This is a genomic window from Limnohabitans simekii (SeqCode), assembly GCF_965234735.1.
GTDB lineage: Bacteria > Pseudomonadota > Gammaproteobacteria > Burkholderiales > Burkholderiaceae_C > Limnohabitans > Limnohabitans simekii.
The window spans coordinates 159,425-178,912 of the sequence record NZ_OZ248542.1 but is presented as its reverse complement, the minus strand read 5'-3'; the positions used below and the strand labels follow the sequence as shown (position 1 = coordinate 178,912).

Annotated in this window: 24 protein-coding genes and 4 tRNA genes; 4 read left to right on the top strand and 24 right to left on the bottom strand. The window is 57.7% G+C overall.

The window, feature by feature from the left end; translation table 11 throughout:
* Window positions 1-231: 231 nt before the first annotated feature.
* From rplL to rpe, 19 genes are all read right to left on the bottom strand, one after another.
* A complete protein-coding gene (gene rplL, locus AC8GFP_RS07390) occupies window positions 232-609 on the bottom strand; it encodes a 50S ribosomal protein L7/L12 (protein ID WP_506611769.1) in 378 nt (125 codons plus the stop codon).
* Window positions 610-673: 64 nt separating this feature from the next.
* The gene (gene rplJ, locus AC8GFP_RS07385; RefSeq protein ID WP_506611767.1) at window positions 674-1,174 is read right to left on the bottom strand and encodes a 50S ribosomal protein L10; all 501 of its coding nucleotides are present in this window, start codon (window positions 1,172-1,174) and stop codon (window positions 674-676) included.
* A gap of 236 nt (window positions 1,175-1,410) precedes the next feature.
* Complete coding sequence (gene rplA, locus AC8GFP_RS07380; protein WP_506611765.1) at window positions 1,411-2,106, bottom strand: 50S ribosomal protein L1; 696 nt, start codon at window positions 2,104-2,106, stop codon at window positions 1,411-1,413.
* Window positions 2,103-2,537: a 50S ribosomal protein L11 gene (gene rplK / locus AC8GFP_RS07375; protein ID WP_506611763.1), complete on the bottom strand. Its 435-nt coding sequence runs from the start codon at window positions 2,535-2,537 to the stop codon at window positions 2,103-2,105. The genes rplA and rplK overlap by 4 nt, the downstream gene beginning before the upstream one ends.
* Window positions 2,538-2,685: 148 nt before the next feature.
* Window positions 2,686-3,270 carry a transcription termination/antitermination protein NusG gene (nusG, locus tag AC8GFP_RS07370; RefSeq protein WP_506611761.1) on the bottom strand — a complete coding sequence of 195 codons (585 nt, stop codon included), beginning with the start codon at window positions 3,268-3,270 and terminating at the stop codon, window positions 2,686-2,688.
* Window positions 3,270-3,653, bottom strand: coding sequence for a preprotein translocase subunit SecE (gene secE / locus AC8GFP_RS07365; protein ID WP_506611759.1), 384 nt, complete (start codon window positions 3,651-3,653; stop codon window positions 3,270-3,272). The genes nusG and secE overlap by 1 nt, the downstream gene beginning before the upstream one ends.
* Before the next feature lie 102 nt (window positions 3,654-3,755).
* Window positions 3,756-3,831, bottom strand: a tRNA-Trp gene (locus AC8GFP_RS07360).
* Between the two features lie 55 nt (window positions 3,832-3,886).
* A complete protein-coding gene (gene tuf / locus AC8GFP_RS07355; RefSeq protein ID WP_506611637.1) occupies window positions 3,887-5,077 on the bottom strand; it encodes an elongation factor Tu in 1,191 nt (396 codons plus the stop codon).
* Window positions 5,078-5,120: 43 nt separating this feature from the next.
* A tRNA-Thr gene (locus AC8GFP_RS07350) sits at window positions 5,121-5,195 on the bottom strand.
* Window positions 5,196-5,226: 31 nt separating this feature from the next.
* Window positions 5,227-5,300 (bottom strand) — tRNA-Gly (locus AC8GFP_RS07345).
* Between the two features lie 62 nt (window positions 5,301-5,362).
* Window positions 5,363-5,448 (bottom strand) — tRNA-Tyr (locus tag AC8GFP_RS07340).
* Between the two features lie 78 nt (window positions 5,449-5,526).
* On the bottom strand, window positions 5,527-6,324 hold the full coding sequence (locus AC8GFP_RS07335; protein WP_506611757.1) for a uracil-DNA glycosylase: 798 nt from the start codon (window positions 6,322-6,324) through the stop codon (window positions 5,527-5,529).
* Window positions 6,248-7,051, bottom strand: coding sequence for an indole-3-glycerol phosphate synthase TrpC (trpC, locus tag AC8GFP_RS07330; RefSeq protein WP_506611755.1), 804 nt, complete (start codon window positions 7,049-7,051; stop codon window positions 6,248-6,250). The genes AC8GFP_RS07335 and trpC overlap by 77 nt, the downstream gene beginning before the upstream one ends.
* 15 nt (window positions 7,052-7,066) lie before the next feature.
* Window positions 7,067-8,101 carry an anthranilate phosphoribosyltransferase gene (gene trpD / locus AC8GFP_RS07325; protein WP_506611753.1) on the bottom strand — a complete coding sequence of 345 codons (1,035 nt, stop codon included), beginning with the start codon at window positions 8,099-8,101 and terminating at the stop codon, window positions 7,067-7,069.
* Window positions 8,098-8,673 carry an anthranilate synthase component II gene (locus AC8GFP_RS07320; RefSeq protein WP_506611751.1) on the bottom strand — a complete coding sequence of 192 codons (576 nt, stop codon included), beginning with the start codon at window positions 8,671-8,673 and terminating at the stop codon, window positions 8,098-8,100. Before AC8GFP_RS07320 ends, trpD begins: the two co-directional genes overlap by 4 nt.
* Complete coding sequence (gene trpE / locus AC8GFP_RS07315) at window positions 8,670-10,169, bottom strand: anthranilate synthase component I (protein ID WP_506611749.1); 1,500 nt, start codon at window positions 10,167-10,169, stop codon at window positions 8,670-8,672. Before trpE ends, AC8GFP_RS07320 begins: the two co-directional genes overlap by 4 nt.
* 213 nt (window positions 10,170-10,382) lie before the next feature.
* Complete coding sequence (locus tag AC8GFP_RS07310) at window positions 10,383-11,081, bottom strand: HAD-IA family hydrolase (RefSeq protein WP_506611747.1); 699 nt, start codon at window positions 11,079-11,081, stop codon at window positions 10,383-10,385.
* A gap of 22 nt (window positions 11,082-11,103) precedes the next feature.
* On the bottom strand, window positions 11,104-11,592 hold the full coding sequence (locus AC8GFP_RS07305; protein WP_506611745.1) for an Lcl C-terminal domain-containing protein: 489 nt from the start codon (window positions 11,590-11,592) through the stop codon (window positions 11,104-11,106).
* Window positions 11,593-11,613: 21 nt separating this feature from the next.
* Window positions 11,614-12,291: a ribulose-phosphate 3-epimerase gene (gene rpe / locus AC8GFP_RS07300; protein ID WP_506611743.1), complete on the bottom strand. Its 678-nt coding sequence runs from the start codon at window positions 12,289-12,291 to the stop codon at window positions 11,614-11,616.
* Between the two features lie 56 nt (window positions 12,292-12,347).
* Here rpe and apaG point away from each other — a divergent pair, with 56 nt between their 5' ends.
* From apaG to AC8GFP_RS07280, 4 genes are read left to right on the top strand one after another with little or no spacing between them, the layout of a single operon-like run.
* Window positions 12,348-12,734 carry a Co2+/Mg2+ efflux facilitator ApaG/CorD gene (gene apaG, locus AC8GFP_RS07295; RefSeq protein ID WP_506611741.1) on the top strand — a complete coding sequence of 129 codons (387 nt, stop codon included), beginning with the start codon at window positions 12,348-12,350 and terminating at the stop codon, window positions 12,732-12,734.
* 3 nt (window positions 12,735-12,737) lie between these two features.
* Window positions 12,738-13,703, top strand: coding sequence for a thiamine-phosphate kinase (gene thiL, locus AC8GFP_RS07290; protein WP_506611739.1), 966 nt, complete (start codon window positions 12,738-12,740; stop codon window positions 13,701-13,703).
* Window positions 13,704-13,709: 6 nt separating this feature from the next.
* Window positions 13,710-14,219 (top strand): phosphatidylglycerophosphatase A family protein, encoded by a 510-nt coding sequence (locus tag AC8GFP_RS07285; protein WP_506611737.1) that lies wholly within the window; start codon window positions 13,710-13,712, stop codon window positions 14,217-14,219.
* Window positions 14,216-14,737: a CinA family protein gene (locus AC8GFP_RS07280; RefSeq protein ID WP_506611735.1), complete on the top strand. Its 522-nt coding sequence runs from the start codon at window positions 14,216-14,218 to the stop codon at window positions 14,735-14,737. Before AC8GFP_RS07285 ends, AC8GFP_RS07280 begins: the two co-directional genes overlap by 4 nt.
* 27 nt (window positions 14,738-14,764) lie before the next feature.
* On the opposite strand, the gene AC8GFP_RS07275 is transcribed toward AC8GFP_RS07280, so the two are convergent.
* Genes AC8GFP_RS07275 through lptA form a run of 5 tightly spaced genes read right to left on the bottom strand, consistent with a single transcriptional unit; the run spans window position 14,765 to window position 19,468 of the window.
* Window positions 14,765-15,214: a putative toxin-antitoxin system toxin component, PIN family gene (locus tag AC8GFP_RS07275; RefSeq protein WP_506611733.1), complete on the bottom strand. Its 450-nt coding sequence runs from the start codon at window positions 15,212-15,214 to the stop codon at window positions 14,765-14,767.
* A gap of 13 nt (window positions 15,215-15,227) precedes the next feature.
* Window positions 15,228-16,532, bottom strand: a complete 1,305-nt coding sequence (locus AC8GFP_RS07270) for a THUMP domain-containing class I SAM-dependent RNA methyltransferase (RefSeq protein ID WP_506611731.1) — start codon at window positions 16,530-16,532, stop codon at window positions 15,228-15,230.
* Complete coding sequence (gene rpoN / locus AC8GFP_RS07265) at window positions 16,529-18,100, bottom strand: RNA polymerase factor sigma-54 (RefSeq protein WP_506611730.1); 1,572 nt, start codon at window positions 18,098-18,100, stop codon at window positions 16,529-16,531. The genes AC8GFP_RS07270 and rpoN overlap by 4 nt, the downstream gene beginning before the upstream one ends.
* Before the next feature lie 16 nt (window positions 18,101-18,116).
* Window positions 18,117-18,878, bottom strand: a complete 762-nt coding sequence (lptB, locus tag AC8GFP_RS07260; RefSeq protein ID WP_506611728.1) for an LPS export ABC transporter ATP-binding protein — start codon at window positions 18,876-18,878, stop codon at window positions 18,117-18,119.
* Window positions 18,875-19,468 (bottom strand): lipopolysaccharide transport periplasmic protein LptA, encoded by a 594-nt coding sequence (lptA, locus tag AC8GFP_RS07255; RefSeq protein WP_506611726.1) that lies wholly within the window; start codon window positions 19,466-19,468, stop codon window positions 18,875-18,877. Before lptA ends, lptB begins: the two co-directional genes overlap by 4 nt.
* Window positions 19,469-19,488: the final 20 nt, after the last annotated feature.

The following is a 19,488-nucleotide window of genomic DNA, read 5'->3' as shown; positions in this document are numbered from 1 at the left end:
GGCGACTGGGGCCGTGCAGATGACCAACATCTGCACGTTGTGCTTGGCCCGCTGGCCTCTACCAGCGTTGGCGGACGGTTGCGCATTGCACGCAACCCGAACCAAGGTTCTTCTGCAGTCAGCTCAGAAGACACTCAAGAGCAGGCCACGACCTGCTGTTGGGTGTGCTCTGACAGAGCACAAAAGGCTGGCACCCTTTTTGAGAGCGGCCAGCCTTTGTAAACGCCGGGTTTACTTGAGTTCGACCTTGGCGCCAGCTTCTTCCAATTTTTTCTTGGCGGCTTCAGCATCTGCCTTAGGCGCGGCTTCTTTGACAGCTTTGGGTGCGCCATCGACCAAGTCTTTGGCTTCTTTCAAGCCCAAGCCGGTGATTTCGCGAACCGCTTTGATAACGCCAACTTTGTTGGCACCAGCTTCGAGCAACATCACGTTGAACTCGGTTTTCTCTTCCGCAGCAGCTGCGCCACCACCGCCACCAGCGGCTGCAGGTGCAGCCATGGCTGCAGCGCTCACGCCAAATTTCTCTTCGATGGCTTTCACCAAATCGTTGAGTTCCATGACCGTCATGCTGTCGAGTGCGGTCAAAAATGCGTCTTTATCGAATGCCATGTTGTTTCCTTAACTTTTCAGGGCTGCCACGAAGGCAGCGAATTTTTGAATGGGCTGGTTGCTATCAAGCAGCAGCCGCTTCGCCTTTTTTCGCCGCCAACGCGCCGAGCACCACTGCGGTGCGCGACATGGGCGACATGAGCAATCCACACAATTGCGCAAGCAAGACTTCCTTGGAAGGAATGCTGGCCAATTCTTTGACGCCGTTGACATCCAAGGTTTTGCCTGCGAATGCACCGCCACGGATGACCAACTTGTCGTTGGTCTTGGCGAAATCAGCCACCACTTTCGCGGCAGCAACTGCATCAACTGAAAAACCATAGATCAGCGGGCCGGTCATCTGGTCTGCGACACCTTCAAATGGCGTGCCTGCGACAGCACGGCGGGCCAAGGTGTTTTTCAACACACTCAGATTGACGCCATGGCTGCGCGCGTTAGCACGAAACTTGATCATGTCAGCGACCGTGATGCCGCGGTATTCCGCCATCACCAGCGTCTGCGCTTGTGCGGCAAGTCCTGCCACTTCGGCAACGACTGCTTCTTTTTCACTGCGATTCAGACTCAAGGTCTACTCCTTCAAAATGTGTTGTCGGGTTGCCCCTTCAACACGCCACTTTTGCAGCGACCTGACTGTCAAGAAATCAATTCTTTTCAGCGGGATCGCCATCTGCGTTGGCTGGTGAATTAAGTGCAACGAACTTGCACGCCAACGGTCTTGGATGGCTCAAGCAGAAACGGATTCCTGCTTGACCCACCGCTTCTGACGCCGCCTTGCGGCCACGCCAGAAATTGCCAAACGCTTTACGCGTTCAGTGATTGGGTGTCCACACGCACGCCCACACCCATGGTGGACGACACGGCCAATTTGCGCAGGTAAACACCTTTGCTGGTGGCGGGCTTGGCTTTGTTCAAGGCATCGATGAGGGCGACCAAATTGCCTTGCAATTTGTCGCTGTCGAACGAACGACGACCGATGGTGCCGTGAACAATACCGGCCTTGTCAACGCGGAATTGCACTTGACCTGCTTTGGCGTTTTTCACAGCCGTAGCAACGTCAGGCGTGACCGTGCCGACTTTGGGGTTGGGCATCAGACCACGCGGGCCCAAGATTTGACCCAAGGTGCCGACCACGCGCATCGCGTCAGGTGCGGCGATGACCACGTCAAAAGGCATGTCGCCAGCTTTCACGCGGGCAGCCAAATCGTCCATGCCGACCACGTCGGCACCGGCTGCCAAGGCTTCTTCAGCTTTGGCACCTTGGGCGAACACGGCCACGCGAGCGGTTTTGCCGGTGCCATTGGGCAACACGACGGCGCCACGCACCACTTGGTCTGATTTCTTGGCGTCAATACCGAGTTGCACGGCCACGTCGATGGACTCATCGAACTTGGCAGTGGCGCACTCTTTGACGATCTTCAGGGCATCAGCAAACGGGTACAGCTTGTTGCTGTCAACCTTGCCAGCAGAGGCTTTTTGCTTTTTGGTCAGCTTGCTCATACCACGCCCTCCACGGTCACGCCCATTGAACGGGCAGAACCAGCGATGGTGCGCACAGCAGCGTCCAAATCGGCAGCAGTCATGTCAACCATTTTGGCTTTGGCGATTTCTTCCAACTGAGCACGAGTGATTTTGCCAACCTTGTCAACGTGGGGCTTGGAAGAGCCTTTGTCGAGCTTGATGGCTTTCTTGATCAAGGTGACCGCAGGCGGTGTCTTGATGATGAAAGTGAAGGATTTGTCCGCAAACGCTGTGATGACCACAGGCAAAGGCAGACCAGGCTCGACGCCTTGGGTCTGGGCGTTGAACGCCTTGCAGAATTCCATGATGTTCAAACCACGTTGGCCCAAAGCGGGACCAATCGGTGGCGATGGATTGGCTTTACCAGCTGGCACTTGCAGCTTGATGAAGCCGACGATTTTCTTCGCCATGCTTTTCTCCTTGCGGGTACAAACGTTCTTGCGAACTCCCCGGGGTTAGCGACTCTTCTTCATCCAACCAGCACCGAGTCGGGTAGTACTGGTTTTCAAATTCCTCTGGCTACAACGGGTAACCAGTCAATCACAGGGCCGTGGAAGACTAGGTCTTCTCCACCTGACCAAATTCCAATTCAACGGGTGTGGCACGACCAAAAATGGTGACCGACACGCGCATTTTGTTTTTCTCATAGTTGACTTCTTCAACCGTGCCATTGAAGTCGGTGAAGGGGCCATCTTTGACACGCACATACTCGCCCACCATGAATTCCACTTTGTGGCGAGGCTTGTCCGTGCCTTCTTTCATTTGGTTGACGATTTTCAGCACATCATCTTGAGAGATGGGTGCTGGACGATTGCGTGCACCACCGACGAAGCCAGTGACCTTGTTGGTGTGCTTGACCAAGTGCCAGCTCTCATCGTCCATGATCATTTCCACCAGCACATAGCCGGGGAAAAATCGACGTTCGGTGGTTTTGCGCTGGCCGTTTTTCATTTCGACCACCTCTTCAGTGGGCACCAAAATGCGGCCAAATTTAGATTGCATACCTGCGCGGTTGATGCGCTCAAGGATGTTGCGCTCGACAGCCTTCTCCATGCCTGAATAGGCATGCACCACGTACCAACGCATGTCAGGGTGCGCGGGTGCCGCGGTGACCGAATTGGTTTCCAGGGATTCTTCGGTCATTATTTTTTCCATCCCAGAATCAAGTCGTACAACACCCATTCGACGGTTTTATCTGTCAACCACAAGAACACCGCCATCAGCAAAACAAAACCAAACACATAGGCTGTCATTTGCACGGCTTCTTTGCGGGTGGGCCAAACCACCTTGAGCACTTCGCGCCATGCATCACGGCCAAAGCCAATGAGTTGCTTGCCATGTAACGATGTGAGAAAAACCACAACGGCCAAGATCAAGCAAACAATCAAGGCGCCCCACTGGGCCAATGCACCTTGACTCGACAGAAAGTAGAAAAAAACCAACGCAGCCAGCACCAAGGCCACTGCCACAGCCAATTTGGCTTTGTCAGCTGGGCTTGTTACTGTTTCGATCTGTGCGGTGGACATGGCGTTTGCAGTCAGGTTGTATTCAAAAAACTTGTTTTTTCAAGAGACCGAAGCCCGCCAGGGAAATGGCGGGCTTGGTATTCACCCAATCTTTCAATCAGGTGGCAGGGGCAGAGGGAATCGAACCCCCAACCTTCGGTTTTGGAGACCGACGCTCTGCCAATTGAGCTATACCCCTATCAAGCCTTGCTTGAGGCCAAACACAAAGTGCCAGACCTCAGTAAAGAAATGATTTATGCAATGATTTTGGCAACGACACCGGCGCCAACAGTTTTGCCGCCCTCGCGGATGGCAAAGCGCAAGCCCTCTTCCATCGCAATCGGGTGGATCAACTTCACCGTGATCGACACGTTGTCACCAGGCATCACCATCTCTTTGCCTTCTGGCAATTCGATCGCGCCGGTCACGTCCGTCGTGCGGAAGTAGAACTGGGGGCGGTAGTTGTTGAAGAAAGGCGTGTGGCGACCACCTTCGTCTTTGCTCAACACGTAAATCTCAGCCGTGAAATGGGTGTGCGGCTTGACCGAGCCGGGCTTGCACAGCACTTGGCCGCGCTGCACGTCTTCGCGCTTGGTGCCGCGCAACAAAATACCCACGTTGTCACCCGCTTGGCCTTGGTCCAGCAACTTGCGGAACATCTCAACGCCCGTGCAAGTGGTCTTCACTGTGTCCACAATGCCCACGATTTCGATCTCTTCGCCAACCTTGATGATGCCGCGCTCGACGCGACCTGTCACCACGGTACCGCGGCCAGAGATGGAGAACACGTCTTCCACAGGCATCAAGAACGCGCCGTCAATGGCACGCTCAGGTGTGGGGATGTAAGAGTCCAGAGCCGCGGCCAATTTGAAGATGGCTTCTTCGCCCAAAGGACCTTTGTCGCCTTCCAAGGCCAGCTTGGCTGAGCCATGGATGATGGGGGTCGCGTCGCCTGGGAAATCGTATTTGTCCAGCAACTCGCGCACTTCCATTTCCACCAACTCGAGCAACTCGGCGTCGTCCACCATGTCGCACTTGTTCAAAAACACGATGATGTAAGGCACGCCCACTTGGCGGGCCAACAAAATGTGTTCGCGGGTTTGGGGCATGGGGCCGTCAGCGGCCGAGCACACCAAAATCGCGCCGTCCATTTGCGCCGCACCCGTGATCATGTTCTTCACATAGTCAGCGTGTCCGGGGCAGTCCACGTGCGCGTAGTGACGGTTCTCCGTCTCGTACTCCACGTGCGCCGTGTTGATCGTGATGCCGCGTGCCTTCTCTTCAGGCGCTGCGTCAATTTGGTCGTAGGCCTTGGCCTCACCACCAAACTTCGCCGACAAAATCGTCGTGATCGCCGCTGTCAGCGTCGTCTTGCCATGGTCAACGTGGCCAATCGTGCCCACGTTCACGTGCGGTTTGGTCCGCTCAAACTTGCCTTTTGCCATCTTTCGACTCCGAAAAAAAACTCACAACAAAAAACCTAAACGCTGGTGCCCTTGGCGGGAATCGGACCCGCGACCTCTCCCTTACCAAGGGAGTGCTCTACCACTGAGCCACAAGGGCGAAAACTCATCGCCAACACACCGAAACCGCTTGGAGCGGGAGACGGGAATCGAACCCGTGTCATTAGCTTGGAAGGCTAAGGTTCTACCATTGAACTACTCCCGCATCGTCTGCCAAATGGGCTGGAACCCCTTGGATTTCTTCGCAGTTGCAGCCCACTCAAGCGCTGGTGGAGGAGGCTGGATTCGAACCAGCGTAGGCGTAAGCCAACAGATTTACAGTCTGCCCCCTTTAGCCACTCGGGCACCCCTCCAGCGAGCCGAAGAATATAGCACATTTTTAACTGTTGACAGTTTGGCTGCCCTCGTCAATGCGCCAAAACCCTTGCAAATCAAGCCTCTAGCGACCAATCCAGCGGCAGGTTTTGCGATTCAAGCCAATTCCGAGCTTGAGAGAAGTGGCGACAGCCCATGAAAGGCGTCGGACCACGCAAGGCTGATAGCGGTGACGGGTGATTGGCCTGCAACAGCAGACGGGGCGCGGCATGTGCAGCACTGGCTTGAGCAATGAGTGGCGCCTTGGTCTGGGCATGCGCCCCCCACAGCATGAAAACACAGGCCTGCGGACGAGCCGCCACCGCTTGGATGAGGGCATCGGTCAAGGCTTCCCAGCCGCGTTTGGCGTGCGAGCCCGCCTGCCCCTCCTCCACCGTCAAACAGGTGTTGAGCAGCAAAACGCCACGCCGCGCCCAGGCCTGCAAAGAGCCGCTCATGGGTGGCTGTAAGCCCAAGTCGTCCCGCATTTCCTTGAAGATATTGCGCAATGAGGGAGGCGTCTGCACGCCGGGTTGCACCGAAAAAGCCAAGCCTTCCGCTTGCCCCAGACCGTGATAAGGATCCTGGCCCAAGATAACCACCCGCACTTCAGGCAAGGGGGTCAGCTGCAAGGCGCGCAATGGCTGATGCGGAAAAATGTGAGCGCCTGCTTTCTGTCTTTCATTTAAAAATAATGAGAGTTGGTGTCCATCTGGGGTTTGCCAAAACCCCTCTACCAGCGCTTGCCAAGAGCCATCTACTGGCCAATCAGCAGGCTTGGCACTGCTTAAAAAAGCATCAGACTTCAAACAGTTCTGCCAGCGCCTGGCCGGGTTCGGGGGCGCGCATGAAAGCCTCGCCAACCAAAAACGCATGCACCCCCGCTTGACGCAAACGAAGCACATCCTCGCGGGTGGCGATGCCACTTTCGGTGATCAGCAATTTTTGGGGGGGCAGTTCGGCCATGAGCGACAAGGTGGTGTCCAAAGACACTTCAAAGGTGCGCAGATTTCGGTTGTTCACCCCCAAAAGCGGGGTTTTCAATTTCAAAGCGCGTTCGAGCTCCTGGGCATCGTGAACCTCCACCAACACGGCCATGCCCAGAGCCTGGGCGACGGCTTCGAAATCGGCCATTTGCGCGTCGTTCAAGCAAGCAGCGATCAACAAGATGCAGTCAGCCCCCATGGCGCGAGACTCGTAAATTTGAAACACATCGACCATGAAGTCTTTGCGCAACACAGGCAGGTCGCAGGAAGCGCGGGCTTGCTTGAGGTAATCGGTGCTGCCTTGGAAATACTGTTGATCGGTGAGCACCGACAAGCAGGCAGCGCTGGTGTGGCCGTCGCCAAAGGCATAGCTTTGCGCAATGTCGGCAGGAATGAAGTCTTCGCGCAGCAGGCCCTTGGATGGACTGGCTTTTTTCACTTCGGCGATGACGGCGGCTTGGCCAGCGGCGATTTTGGTACGCAAGGCGCCTTCAAAGTCGCGGGTCAGCACGCGGCTTTCGGCATCCGAGCGCATGTCAGCCAAGGAGGTTTTGCGCAAACGCTGCGCCACTTCCTCGTGCTTGGTTTGGACGATTTTGTTCAGGATGTCGCTCACAGCTTGCCTTTGTTTTTATGCCGCGTGTTGGGCGGTGAATGCGGTCAATTGTGCCAACTTGGCCTTGCCCGCGCCTTGCGCCAAGGCGTGTTGCGCCAAGGCCAAGCCAGCGGCGATGGTGGGGGCCACATTGGCCGCGTACAAAGCCACACCAGCGTTCAAAGCGACGATGTCGCGTGGCGCCCCTTCTTGGTTGTCCAACACCGACAACACCATGTCGCGCGACTGCTCGGGTGTGTCCACCTTCAAGGCGCGGTGACTGGCCATGGTCAGACCAAAGTCTTCGGGGTGGATTTCGTACTCGGAGATTTCCCCGTCTTTCAATTCGCCGACCAAGGTGGCTGCGCCCAAACTCACCTCGTCCATGCCATCGCGGCCATAGACCACCAAAGCGTGTTCGGCACCCAGTCGTTGCAAAGCGCGGATTTGAATGCCGACCAAATCGGGGTGGAACACGCCCATCAAAATATGGGGGGCCGAGGCGGGGTTGGTGAGTGGGCCCAGGATGTTGAACAAGGTGCGCACACCCAGTTCTTTGCGCACCGGCGCCACGTTTTTCATGGCGGGGTGGTGGTTGGGCGCGAACATGAAGCCAATGCCCACCTCGGCAACGCATTGAGCGATGAGGGCGGGCGGCAGGTTGATCTTGACGCCCAAGCTCTCCAGCACATCGGCACTGCCGCTTTTGCTGCTGACGCTGCGCCCGCCGTGCTTGCTGACCCGTGCGCCTGCTGCTGCTGCGACAAACATGGAACACGTGGAAATGTTGAAGGTGTTAGCGCCATCGCCGCCGGTGCCGACGATGTCAACCAAATGCGTACGGTCAGCCACCTCGACCTTGGTAGAGAACTCGCGCATGACTTGCGCTGCTGCCGTGATTTCACCAATGGTTTCTTTCTTGACACGCAAGCCGGTCAGGATGGCCGCGGTCATCAGCGGCGTGATTTCGCCTTGCATGATCAAGCGCATCAGATGCAGCATTTCATCGTGAAAAATTTCACGGTGCTCGATGGTGCGTTGCAGGGCTTCAATAGGGGTGATGCTGGTCATGGCTTGGGGGTCTTCAAAAAGTTGTTCAGCAAGGCGTGGCCGTGCTCGGTGAGGATGGACTCGGGATGGAATTGCACGCCCTCGATGGGCAAGGAGCGGTGCCGCACACCCATGATTTCACCATCGCCGGTCCAGGCGGTGACTTCCAGTTCGGCCGGACACGAACTGCGCTCGATGGCCAGCGAGTGATAGCGGTTGACCGTGAAATCCTTGGGCAGACCCGCGAATACACCTTGTTGCAGGGTGTGGATGACGCTGGTTTTGCCGTGCATGAGTTGCTGGGCGCGGATGATGCGCCCGCCAAATGCCGCGCCAATGCTTTGATGCCCCAAACAGACACCCAAGATGGGCAACTTGCCAGCGAAATGCTGGATGGCGGCCACCGAAATACCAGCCTCGGCGGGTGAACACGGCCCCGGCGACACCACCAAATGGCTGGGCTGCAAGGCTTCAATCTCGGCCAAGCTGATTTCATCATTGCGGTGCACCAGCACCTCGGCGCCAAGCTCGCCAAAGTACTGCACCAGGTTGTAGGTGAAGCTGTCGTAGTTGTCGATCATCAGGAGTTTCATTCCAAACCCTCCTCGACCAATTCGCTGGCACGCAGCAAGGCCCGCGCCTTGTGCTCGGTTTCGCGCCACTCCATCTCGGGCACCGAGTCGGCCACCACGCCAGCCGCCGCTTGCACATACAAGGTTTCGTCTTTGATGATGCCGGTGCGGATCGCGATGGCCACGTCCATGTCACCGGCAAAACTCAGGTAGCCGCAAGCGCCGCCGTAGATGCCGCGCTTCACCGGCTCGAGTTGGTCAATCAGTTCCATGGCGTGCACTTTGGGTGCCCCGGTCAAAGTACCTGCCGGGAACGTGGCGCGCAACACGTCCATGCTGCTCATGCCGTCTTTCAACACGCCCTCGACATTGCTGACGATGTGCATCACATGGCTGTAGCGTTCCACCGCAAAAGCCTCGGTCACTTTCACCGTACCGGTTTTGGCGATGCGGCCGATGTCATTGCGGGCCAAGTCGATCAGCATCACATGCTCTGCGCGTTCTTTCGGGTCGTTGATCAGTTCTTGCTCAGTGGCCAAATCGGCCTCAGGGGTTGCACCGCGGGGCCGGGTACCCGCCAAAGGTCGGATGGTGACCTTGTTGCCTTCGGGCGTGGTTTCTTGGCGCACCAAAATCTCTGGAGATGCACCCACCACATGAAAGTCCCCCATGTGGTAGTAGTACATGTAAGGGCTGGGGTTCAAGGAGCGCAGAGCGCGGTAGAGCGACAAGGGGCTTTCGGTGAAGCGTTTTTTGATGCGCTGCCCCACTTGCACCTGCATGAAGTCACCGGCTTCAATCAATCGTTTGGCGCGTTCGACCGCCTCTACATAATCGGCCTTGGCAAACTCGCGCTCGGGCGGGTGACTTTGCGTGGGTTTGACCACCGGCGCACTCACCGAATACTTCAACATGTCCTTCAAATCGCGCAGCCTTTTTTTGGCGCGGGTGTAGGCCTCGGGGGCAGCAGGGTCGGCATAAACCATCAGGTAAAGCTTGCCAGAGAGGTTGTCAATGACAGCCAATTCTTCGGTTTGCAGCAACAAAATATCGGGGCAACCCATGGTGTCGGGCGGGCAACTGTGTTGCAATTTTTTCTCGATGTGGCGCACTGTGTCATAGCCAAAATAACCGGCCAAGCCACCACAAAAACGTGGCATGCCAGGGCGCAAGGCCACTTTGAATCGCTGTTGGTAGCTGGCTATGAAGTCCAGTGGGTTGCCGTGGTTGGTTTCCACCACCACGCCGTCGGTCACCACCTCGGTGTGCGCGTCAGCTCCGAAGCCATTGGCACGCAGCAAGGTGCGGGCGGGCAAACCGATGAAGCTGTAGCGGCCAAAGCGCTCTCCGCCGACCACGGATTCGAGCAAAAAGCTGTGGCGGCCGCCATCCTTGGTGAAGGCGAGTTTCAAATACAGCGACAGGGGGGTTTCCAGGTCGGCAAACGCCTCGGCCATCAAGGGAATGCGGTTATAGCCTTGGGCAGACAGGCTTTTGAATTCAAGTTCGGTGATCACGGTGAGCCTCCATAGCTCGGCCCCACAGGGCCCTCTTACTCAACAAATGGTGCGAAGCGCACCCACTGAAGGAGGCAGTAAAGGGTTTAAGACAACACCAACACTGCCGGGCAGGGCTGGCGACGCCAAGGCCAAGCTCCCCGGTCGTTGCAACCTGTGAGGGTGTTGAGGTGTAAGAACATGGCAAAAGTGTAACAAAAGGACTTTTGGCGACTAAATTTGCAATTGCGTGAAGCGGTCGATGAAACCGTCGCAATCCACACCGCGAATCGGTTCGCCGTGGTTGTAGCCATAAGTGACCAAGACCACCGGGCACGCAGCAGCACGCGCGGCTTGGGCGTCGTTTTGCGAGTCGCCCAGCATCAGGGTGTGGGCGGGCAAGGTGCCCAATGTTTTGCATGTTTCCAACAGCGGCATGGGGTCGGGCTTTTTGCGAGGAAAGGCGTCCCCGCCATAGACATGGCCAAAAAAGCCACTCAACCCTTTGCGCGCCAGCAAATCTTTGGCGAAGGCGGTGGGCTTGTTAGTGAGGCAGGCCATGGGTAAGCCACGACCAGCAAAAGCTTGCAGTCCCTCCAACACACCGCTGTAAACCTCAGCGAGTTGGCCATTGACCAGGCCATAGTGGTGTTGATAGCGTTGAAACGCCGGTTCGTAAAGACGCTCCACGGTGGTGCTGTCGCAGACCAAGTCGCTGGCTTGCACCTCGGGCAGGGCCAACTGGTGTTGCAACACGGTACGCACCAGATGCTCTGAGCCTTTGCCCACAGCAATATTGACGACATCACGCGACACCTTGGGCAGATCAACGTCGGCCAGGGCCAAATTCAATGCAGCTTCAAAGTCGGCCATGGTGTCGACCATGGTGCCGTCCAGATCAATCATCAGGGCTTGGATGTTGTTGAGTTGCATGTTCATCGCCTTTGCTTGCGAGCTACTTCACCCAACGGATGAAAAGCGGTAATTTTTTCACCAGATTGGCAATCAAGCTGCTGCCAGAGTGCACCACCACGGCGCCATCAGGACTGCCCATGTCGGTGGCGGTCCAAACCCAGCCGCTGGGGCCAGAGCCAAACCAGGTTTGGTTCAAAGCCAACTCGGAACAACTTTTTTCGGCCAGTCCTTCCAGTTCTTTTTGGGTGGGCAAGCGCCAACCTGCAGCTTTGGCAGTTTTGACCGCCAAGTTCCAATCCTGTGCAATGGGATCACCAGCGCAAGTTTTACCGTCCCACTGCTGACCGTGCACACAACGTTGCCAGACCAAACCTGTGTCCAAGTCTTTCACTTGAGCGCCTTTGTCGTCCACGGCTTCATACCGGCTGTCAGGACGGGTCAGGGGTTCATTTGGAATGCAGGCTGCTTGGGTCAAGCCGATGCAAACCAGGCTTGCGGATAAAACTGACAAAGAAAAACGAATAAGCATGGAAACACTTTCTCAAAAAAATCAGGACAGCGCCTTGCGCATTTGATCGATCACAGCTTTGTAATCTGGCTTGCCAAAAATGGCACTGCCAGCCACAAAGGTGTCAGCCCCAGCATTGGCCACTTGGCGGATGTTGTCGGGTTTGATGCCGCCATCCACTTCAAGGCGAATGTCGCGGCCACTGGCCTCGATGCGCTTGCGGGCGTGCTCGACTTTGCGCAGCGCCGAATCGATGAAGCTTTGACCACCAAAACCAGGGTTGACGCTCATGATGAGGATCAGGTCGATGTCATCCATCAACCAATCCAGCACGTCCAGCGGTTCGGCCGGGTTGAACACCACCCCGGCCTGGCAACCTGCGGCCTTGATGGCTTGCACGCTGCGGTGGGCATGGGCGCTGGCGTCGGGGTGAAAACTGATCAGATCGGCACCGGCTTGGGCGAACAAAGCGGCCAGCGCATCCACCGGTTGCACCATCAGGTGCACATCGATGGGCACAGCCACACCCGCCGGAGTTTTGGCGTGCGGTTTCAGGGCCTGACACACCATGGGGCCAAAGGTGAGGTTGGGTACATAGTGGTTGTCCATCACGTCAAAGTGAATCCAGTCAGCGCCAGCGGCGATGACGTTTTTCACCTCGTCACCCAGACGGGCAAAGTCGGCGGACAAAATGGAGGGGGCGATGCGGTAGGTCGTCATGGCCCCAATTATGGTGTCAGAATGGTGCAAGCTCTTTTTTTGAATCCTGACCCCCCATGGCCGCCTACCAACTCACTGTCGACGTCACGCCGCAGTATCTACCCGAACAATCCTCCCCTGAGGACGGCGTTTACGCCTTCTCCTACACCGTCTTGATTCGCAACACCGGCAGCATCGGCGCTCAAGTCGTATCCCGCACTTGGCATGTCAATGATGCCAACGGCTTGCACGAAAAAGTGCGGGGCTTGGGGGTGGTCGGCCACCAGCCTTTGCTGCAACCCGGCGAACGCTTCGAGTACACCAGCGGCACCCGCTTGCGCACACCCACCGGCACCATGCATGGCAGCTACTTTTGCGTGGCTGTGGACGGGGAAAAGTTCGATGTCGATATCCCCATGTTCGTGCTTGATGCCCTGAGTGACAGCCACCGTCATTTGCACTGAACCATGGGCGAGTTCGACCTGATCGCCCGTTATTTCACCCGTGCCCCTCGCCACGCGGTGTTGGGCGTGGGTGACGACTGCGCCTTGCTGCAACCACAACCCGGCATGCAGTGGGCGGTGTCTTGCGACATGTTGGTTGACGGCCGCCATTTCCTCAGCACCACGCCCCCAGCCCGGTTGGGGCACAAAGCTCTGGCGGTCAACCTGAGCGACCTGGCCGCTTGCGGTGCCAAACCGGTGGCATTCACTTTGGCGTTGGCCTTGCCACACATGGACGAGGCTTGGCTGCAAGGCTTTTCGCAAGGTCTGTGGGCCTTGGCCGATGAACATGGCTGCGAGTTGGTGGGAGGTGACACCACCCAAGGGCCCCTGAACATTTGCATCACCGTGTTTGGCGAGGTGCCGCCCGGTGACGCCCTGTTGCGTCAACACGCCCAAGCTGGCGACGATATTTATGTCAGTGGCACCGTGGGCGACGCCCGTTTGGCACTGGAGGTGTTTCGCGGAACCTGGCGCTTGGAAGCTGAACACTTTGAAACCGCTCGATTGCGTATGGAACAACCCACGCCACGGGTGGCGCTGGGCCAAGCCTTGCGCGGCGTGGCGAATGCCGCCATCGACATCAGCGATGGTTTGGTCGGCGACTTGGGTCACATCTTGAAACGCTCCAAAGTGGGCGCGGTATTGACCACCGATTGGGTGGCCGACAGCGCCGCGATCAGCCCGTCCATGCAAACCCTGCCGCTTTCGCGGCGTTTGGATTACGCGCTGGCCGGTGGCGATGACTACGAGCTTTTGTTCACCGCAGCCCCAGACCAAGCCGATGCGGTGCAAGAAGCCGCCAACGATTGCGGCGTACCCGTGACTTGTATTGGTCGAATCATGCCCACGCCGGGTTTGCAAGTGATGGATGCGCAGGGCGTGTCCATGTCCAGACGCTTTGCCTCGTTTGACCACTTTGCCCGCTGATCTTCCATGACACCCTTGAATCAAATGCACGCTGGCCGCTTCATGTGGTCCCACCCAGCCCATCTGTTTGCGCTGGGCTTTGGTTCGGGCTTGAGCCCCATGGCGCCCGGCACTGTCGGCACCTTGTGGGCTTGGGCGTCCTACAGCTTGCTCAATCTTTACCTGAACCCCACCGAGATGGGTTTGTTGATTGCGGCGTCTGTCTTGTTGGGTTGCTGGTTTTGCAAAGTGACTGCCGAGCACATGCGCATGAGCGACCCCAGCGCCATCGTGTGGGACGAAATCGCCGCGTTTTGGCTGGTGCTGTGGCTCTGGCTGCCCGCTGGTTTTGCCGCTCAACTGGTGGCTTTTCTGCTTTTTCGATTCTTTGATGCTGTCAAGCCCGGGCCGGTGGGCTGGGCCGACCGCGCGTTTCACGGTGCTGGTTGGCGCGGCGGCTTTGGCATCATGTTTGACGATTTGGTGGCCGCGTTTTGCACGCTGCTTTGTTTGGCTCTTTGGCAGGCGACACGATGAATACACATGACACCATCACCACTTTGGCCTCGGCTTTGTTGCAACGCGGTTGGTTGCTCGCGACGGCAGAGAGTTGCACTGGCGGCATGATCTCGGCGGCTTGCACCGATGTGGCCGGGTCCAGCCAATGGTTTGAACGCGGCTTTGTCAGTTACAGCAACGAGGCCAAGCAAGACATGCTGGGTGTGCCTGCCACGCTTTTGGCCCGGCACGGCGCCGTCAGCGAAGCAGTGGCACAAGCCATGGTCTTGGGTGCCTTGAACCACAGCCAAGCACAGGTGGCATTGGCGGTCACGGGCATCGCTGGGCCCACGGGTGGCAGCAAAAGCAAACCGGTGGGCACGGTGTGTTTTGCCTGGGGCTTGCCCACCGACGGCGGCCCCACCGTGGGCGCCGAAACCGCTTGGGTCAAGCTTGAAACTTGTCATTTCGAGGGTGACCGTGCGGCTGTGCGCTTGGCCACCCAGCAACATGCCTTGAACCAACTGCTGGCATTGCTGAACCAGCGCAGCCACTGAGCAGTGCAAGAACCTCGGTGCTGATAGTCAAGCCCAAGCTCGACGCACCAGCACCCCCAAGCGCGCCAGCCGGTTGGTCAGCCGCAACACTTGTTTGTCCTTGCTGAGCAGCAAGGCTTGGTGTGCCACCGCCAAATCGATGAACTTTTGATCGTCTGCGTCTTTGCAGATGTAGCTTGCCTTGGCGGCAACTTCTTGCAAATGCACCAAGTCGTCAAACTTCGTCCATACATCTTGGGCGCTCAAGCCCTCCTGCGCTCGTCGATTGGCAATGTGCGGATAGTCCAATACGCGCAGCAGTTCTTCGCGCATGGGTGCTGTTGCAATCCACTTCAGTTGACCTGCTTGCAAGGCCTGCATCAAAGGTGGTGTGGCTGGGTCTTGGTAGACCCACAAGTCCAGCACGATGTTGGTGTCAATCACCACAGACTGAACGTCTGAAAGTGCATCCGCTGAAGCCGTCTGGTGGGCCGTCATCCCAGTGGCTTGTTCAGGTTGGCGCTGGTGTGTTGTCACCGCTGCTTGTTTTTCGCAGCGAACCCGCCTGCAAGTCAAAGCGAAACAATCGGCATTCGATCGGACCATTCCACATCGGGACCCGACGCGATTCTTTCAGGCGCATGCGACCTGGCAGCTTCAAGTCGGGTGTCAGCACCCAGGCGCGCCAACCGGTGTAATTCTTTTTCCAGTGGCTGGCCAATTGGCTGAAGAACTCACCGCCGTCTTCCACTTGACCGGTTTCGCGACCACCACGCGCCAAGCTGGCAGCCCCCGCCACACCAGCGGCTTCAATCCGTTCGCCATAGGGCGGATTCACCAACATCACGCCAGGCACATCCGTGGGCGGCATGCGCTGCAAGGCATCGCCGCCGCGCAAGTTCACTGCTTTGGTCACACCAGCCCGCTCGGCATTGCGCTGGGCAAAGTCCACCATTCGAAACGCCACATCACTGCCAAACACTTGAGCACGTGGCTCGCATGCTTGCGCCCGGGCCTCGTCTTGCAATTGACGCCACACATGGGCGTCAAACATGCGCAGTTTTTCAAAGCCAAAGCGCCGCTGTAAACCCGGCGCCATGCGGCAAGCAATTTGCGCTGCCTCGATGACGATGGTGCCGCTGCCGCAACACGGGTCGTACAAAGGCAGCCCTTGCTCGACCCCAGCCACCGAGGGCACGGCGGGCGGCGTTTCACCGGGCGCGGTCAGCAACGGCATGCTCCAACCGCTGGCGGCCAACATGGCTGCAGCCAAGGTTTCTTTCAGGGGCGCATCACCCTTGTCTTCGCGCCAGCCGCGCTTGAACAAGGGCTCGCCGGTGGTGTCCAAATACAGCGTGAGCATTTTGTCGGTCAGGTGCACATGGACGCGCACATCGGGGCGTTGGGTATCGACATCGGGGCGCACACCGGTCTTGTCGCGAAAACGATCGGCCACCGCGTCTTTCACCCGCAAGGTGGCGAAGTTCAGGCTCTTCAAGGGGCTGTGTTGCGCGGTGATTTCGACCCGAAAACTTTGCTTGGGGGTGAACCACATTTCCCAGGCCACGGCGCTGGCGGCGTTGTAAATGTCATCTTCGTTGGCGTAGGGCTGGTGCGCCAACTGAATCAGCACCCGCATGCCTAAGCGGCTGTGCAAATTGAGTTGCATGGCAGCCCGCCAAGAGGCTTGCAGTTGCACGCCGCCGCGCAAGGTTTGCATATCGCGCGTTGGCAAACTGGTGATTTGCGCCACTTCATAGGCCAACAAGGCCTCGACCCCAGCGGCGCAGGGGACAAACAATTGCAAGGAATTCACAGGGCTTTACGCAGGTTGGTGGGTGCGATGCGCAAGGCTTCGCGGTACTTGGCCACGGTGCGGCGGGCGCAGTCGATGCCTTGCTCTTTCAACATGTCCGAGAGTTGGTTGTCGGACAGCGGTTTTTTCGGGTTCTCGCTGGCAATCAGCTGCTTGATGAGGGCGCGCACCGCCGTGCTGGAGGCGTTGTTGCCGCTGTCGGTACCCAGGCCCGAGCCAAAGAAATACTTCAGCTCGAAGGTGCCGTAGGGCGTGTGCATGTACTTGGCGGTGGTGACCCGGCTGATGGTGGATTCGTGCAAACCCAGCTCCTCGGCAATCTCGCGCAACACCATCGGCTTCATGGCCAATTCGCCATGGATGAAGAAACTTTTTTGCCGTTGGGTGATGGCGTTGCTGACCCGCAAGATGGTGTCAAAGCGTTGCTGGATGTTTTTGATCATCCAACGCGCTTCTTGCAAGCGCTGCTGCAAACCAGCGTGGCTGTCACCTTTGCCGCCTTTCAAAGCGCTGGCGTAAATATCGTTCACCTTCAGGCGCGGCATCACCTCGGGGTTGAGCATGGCGCGAAACTGCGGCAGGCCTTGCTTGTCCACACCGTGTGCCAGCACCAGCACATCCGGCACCACCACATTGCGCTCGACATCGATGAAACGGCGACCCGGCTTGGGCTCCAAACGGGCGATCAGGGCGATGGCCAATTTCACCAAGGACTCGGATTCGCCCACCACCACAGCCAAGCGCTTGACATCCCGCTTGGCCAGCATCTCCAAGGGTTGCTTGCAGATCGCCAAGGCACAGGCCCGCAATTCGGCGCGTTCTTCGGTGTCGGCTGACACGGCTTGCAATTGCAAGCGCAGGCACTCGCCCAGGTCGCGTGCACCCACACCCGTAGGCTCCAAGCTTTGAAGCAAGCCAAGCGCCACTTGGAAGCGGTGCACCAACTCTTCGCATTGCTCTAAATCGTCCCCGGCCAGGCTTTCGGCCAAGGACTGAAAAGTGTCTTCCAAATAACCATCGTCATTCAGCGACTCGATCAAAAAGCGCAGCGCTGCACGGTCGGTATCGTCCAAGCGCAAGGACAGCGCTTGACGGTGCAAAAAAGCGGTCAGCGATTCTTGGTTGCGGGCCAACTCGGTGGCCTGCGCTTTTTCATCGTCGTTGTTGTTGTTGCGGGCTGGCGCATCGCCGCCCCACTCGCTGTCGTCAGGGGAAAACTCAACACTGCCGTCGCCGTCCCAGCTTTCAGCCACGCCCTCCGCATCAATGGGCGCGGCCACTTCGCTGGCGGTTTCCACGCGTATTTCACTGACCCGGTCCATGGGGCCGTCCCAGTTGTCAGGCTCGGCCTCCGAGGTTTGAGCCGCTGCATTTTCTTGCTCCAGGCCAAAGTCTTCGCGCGGAGCCAAATCTTCCATTTCTTTTTCAAGAAACGGGTTGTCGTCCAGCATTTGGTCGATTTCTTGGCTCAGCTCCAGGGTGGAGAGTTGCAGCAAGCGGATGGACTGCTGCAATTGCGGCGTGAGCGCCAGGTGTTGCGAGACGCGCAGTGAAAGGCCTTGCTTCATGCTGCTCGTCCTCCCTTCACATCCGGAAGTTTTCGCCGAGGTACACCCGGCGCACCTCAGGGTTGGTGACGATGGCTTGCGGCGTGCCCTCGGCCAGCACCCGGCCTTCGCTGATGATGCTGGCGTGGTCGCAAATGCCCAAGGTTTCACGCACATTGTGGTCGGTGATCAAAACGCCAATGCCTTTGGCTTTCAAGAAACCGATGATGCGTTGAATCTCCAAGACCGCGATCGGATCAATGCCTGCAAAAGGTTCGTCGAGCAAGATGTAGCGGGGTTGCGTGGCCAAGGCGCGGGCGATTTCAACCCGACGTCGTTCGCCACCAGACAAAGCCAGCGCGGCAGATTCGCGCAAATGCTCGATGCGCAGTTCTTGCAACAACTCGGTCAATCGGCGCTCAATCACGTCTTTGTGCAGGGCGCGGCCCTGTTCATCACGCTGCAACTCCAGCACCGCACGGATGTTGTCAGCCACATTCAACTTGCGAAAAATCGATGCTTCTTGCGGTAAATAGCTCAGGCCCATGCGGGCACGTTGGTGGATGGGCATGTGTTCGACCGGCACCCCATCAATCGAAATACTGCCGCCTTCGGCCCGCACCAAACCAACGATCATGTAAAAAGAAGTGGTTTTACCGGCACCGTTCGGGCCGAGCAAGCCAACAACTTCGCCCTTGCCAACAGAAATCGAGACATCGCGAACCACTTGGCGACCCGCGTAAGACTTCTGCAAATGCTGCGCCTCCAACCGGTCTGAGCCAGCTGTCGGCTTGCTCACTTGGCAGCCTCGTCGTTGTTGCGCGGGGTCAGCACTGCGCGAACACGACCTTTGGGTGCGTCAGCGGCAGGCTTGCTACCCGCGAGTTGGCCATCCACGGTGAATTGGTCTGAGAGGTTTTCATAAACGATGCGCTGCCCCGTCATTTGGTCGCTCAACACCGTGCCGCGGTAACGGCGAAAGTCGGCCTTGGACAACAGCACGACTTTGTCTGCGCGGCCGTCATACTCAATGCGCTCGCCCTCGCCTTCAATCCATTCGTCCACACCTTCGCGCTTTTGCCGGTAAAAAGCCCGCGCACCTGGAACGGCGGTCAAGATGCCGTACTGAAAACCGTCGGGGTCTTGCCGAACTTCCAATCGGTGACCGCGCATGGTGATGGTTCCCTTGGTGGCGACCACCTTGCCAGTGAAGATGCTCAGTTGCTTCAACTCATCATGATCCAGGTTGTCGGCCTCGATGTTCATGGGTTTGTTGCGATCAGCCTTTTCGGCCCAGACCGCCAAGGGCGCGCTTAAAAAGTAAGCAAGGCCACAGCAAGCAAGAAAATAGATGGAGGCACGGAAATTGCTGATAAGGGATGCTGGCATGGCCCGGATTGTAGGGGCAA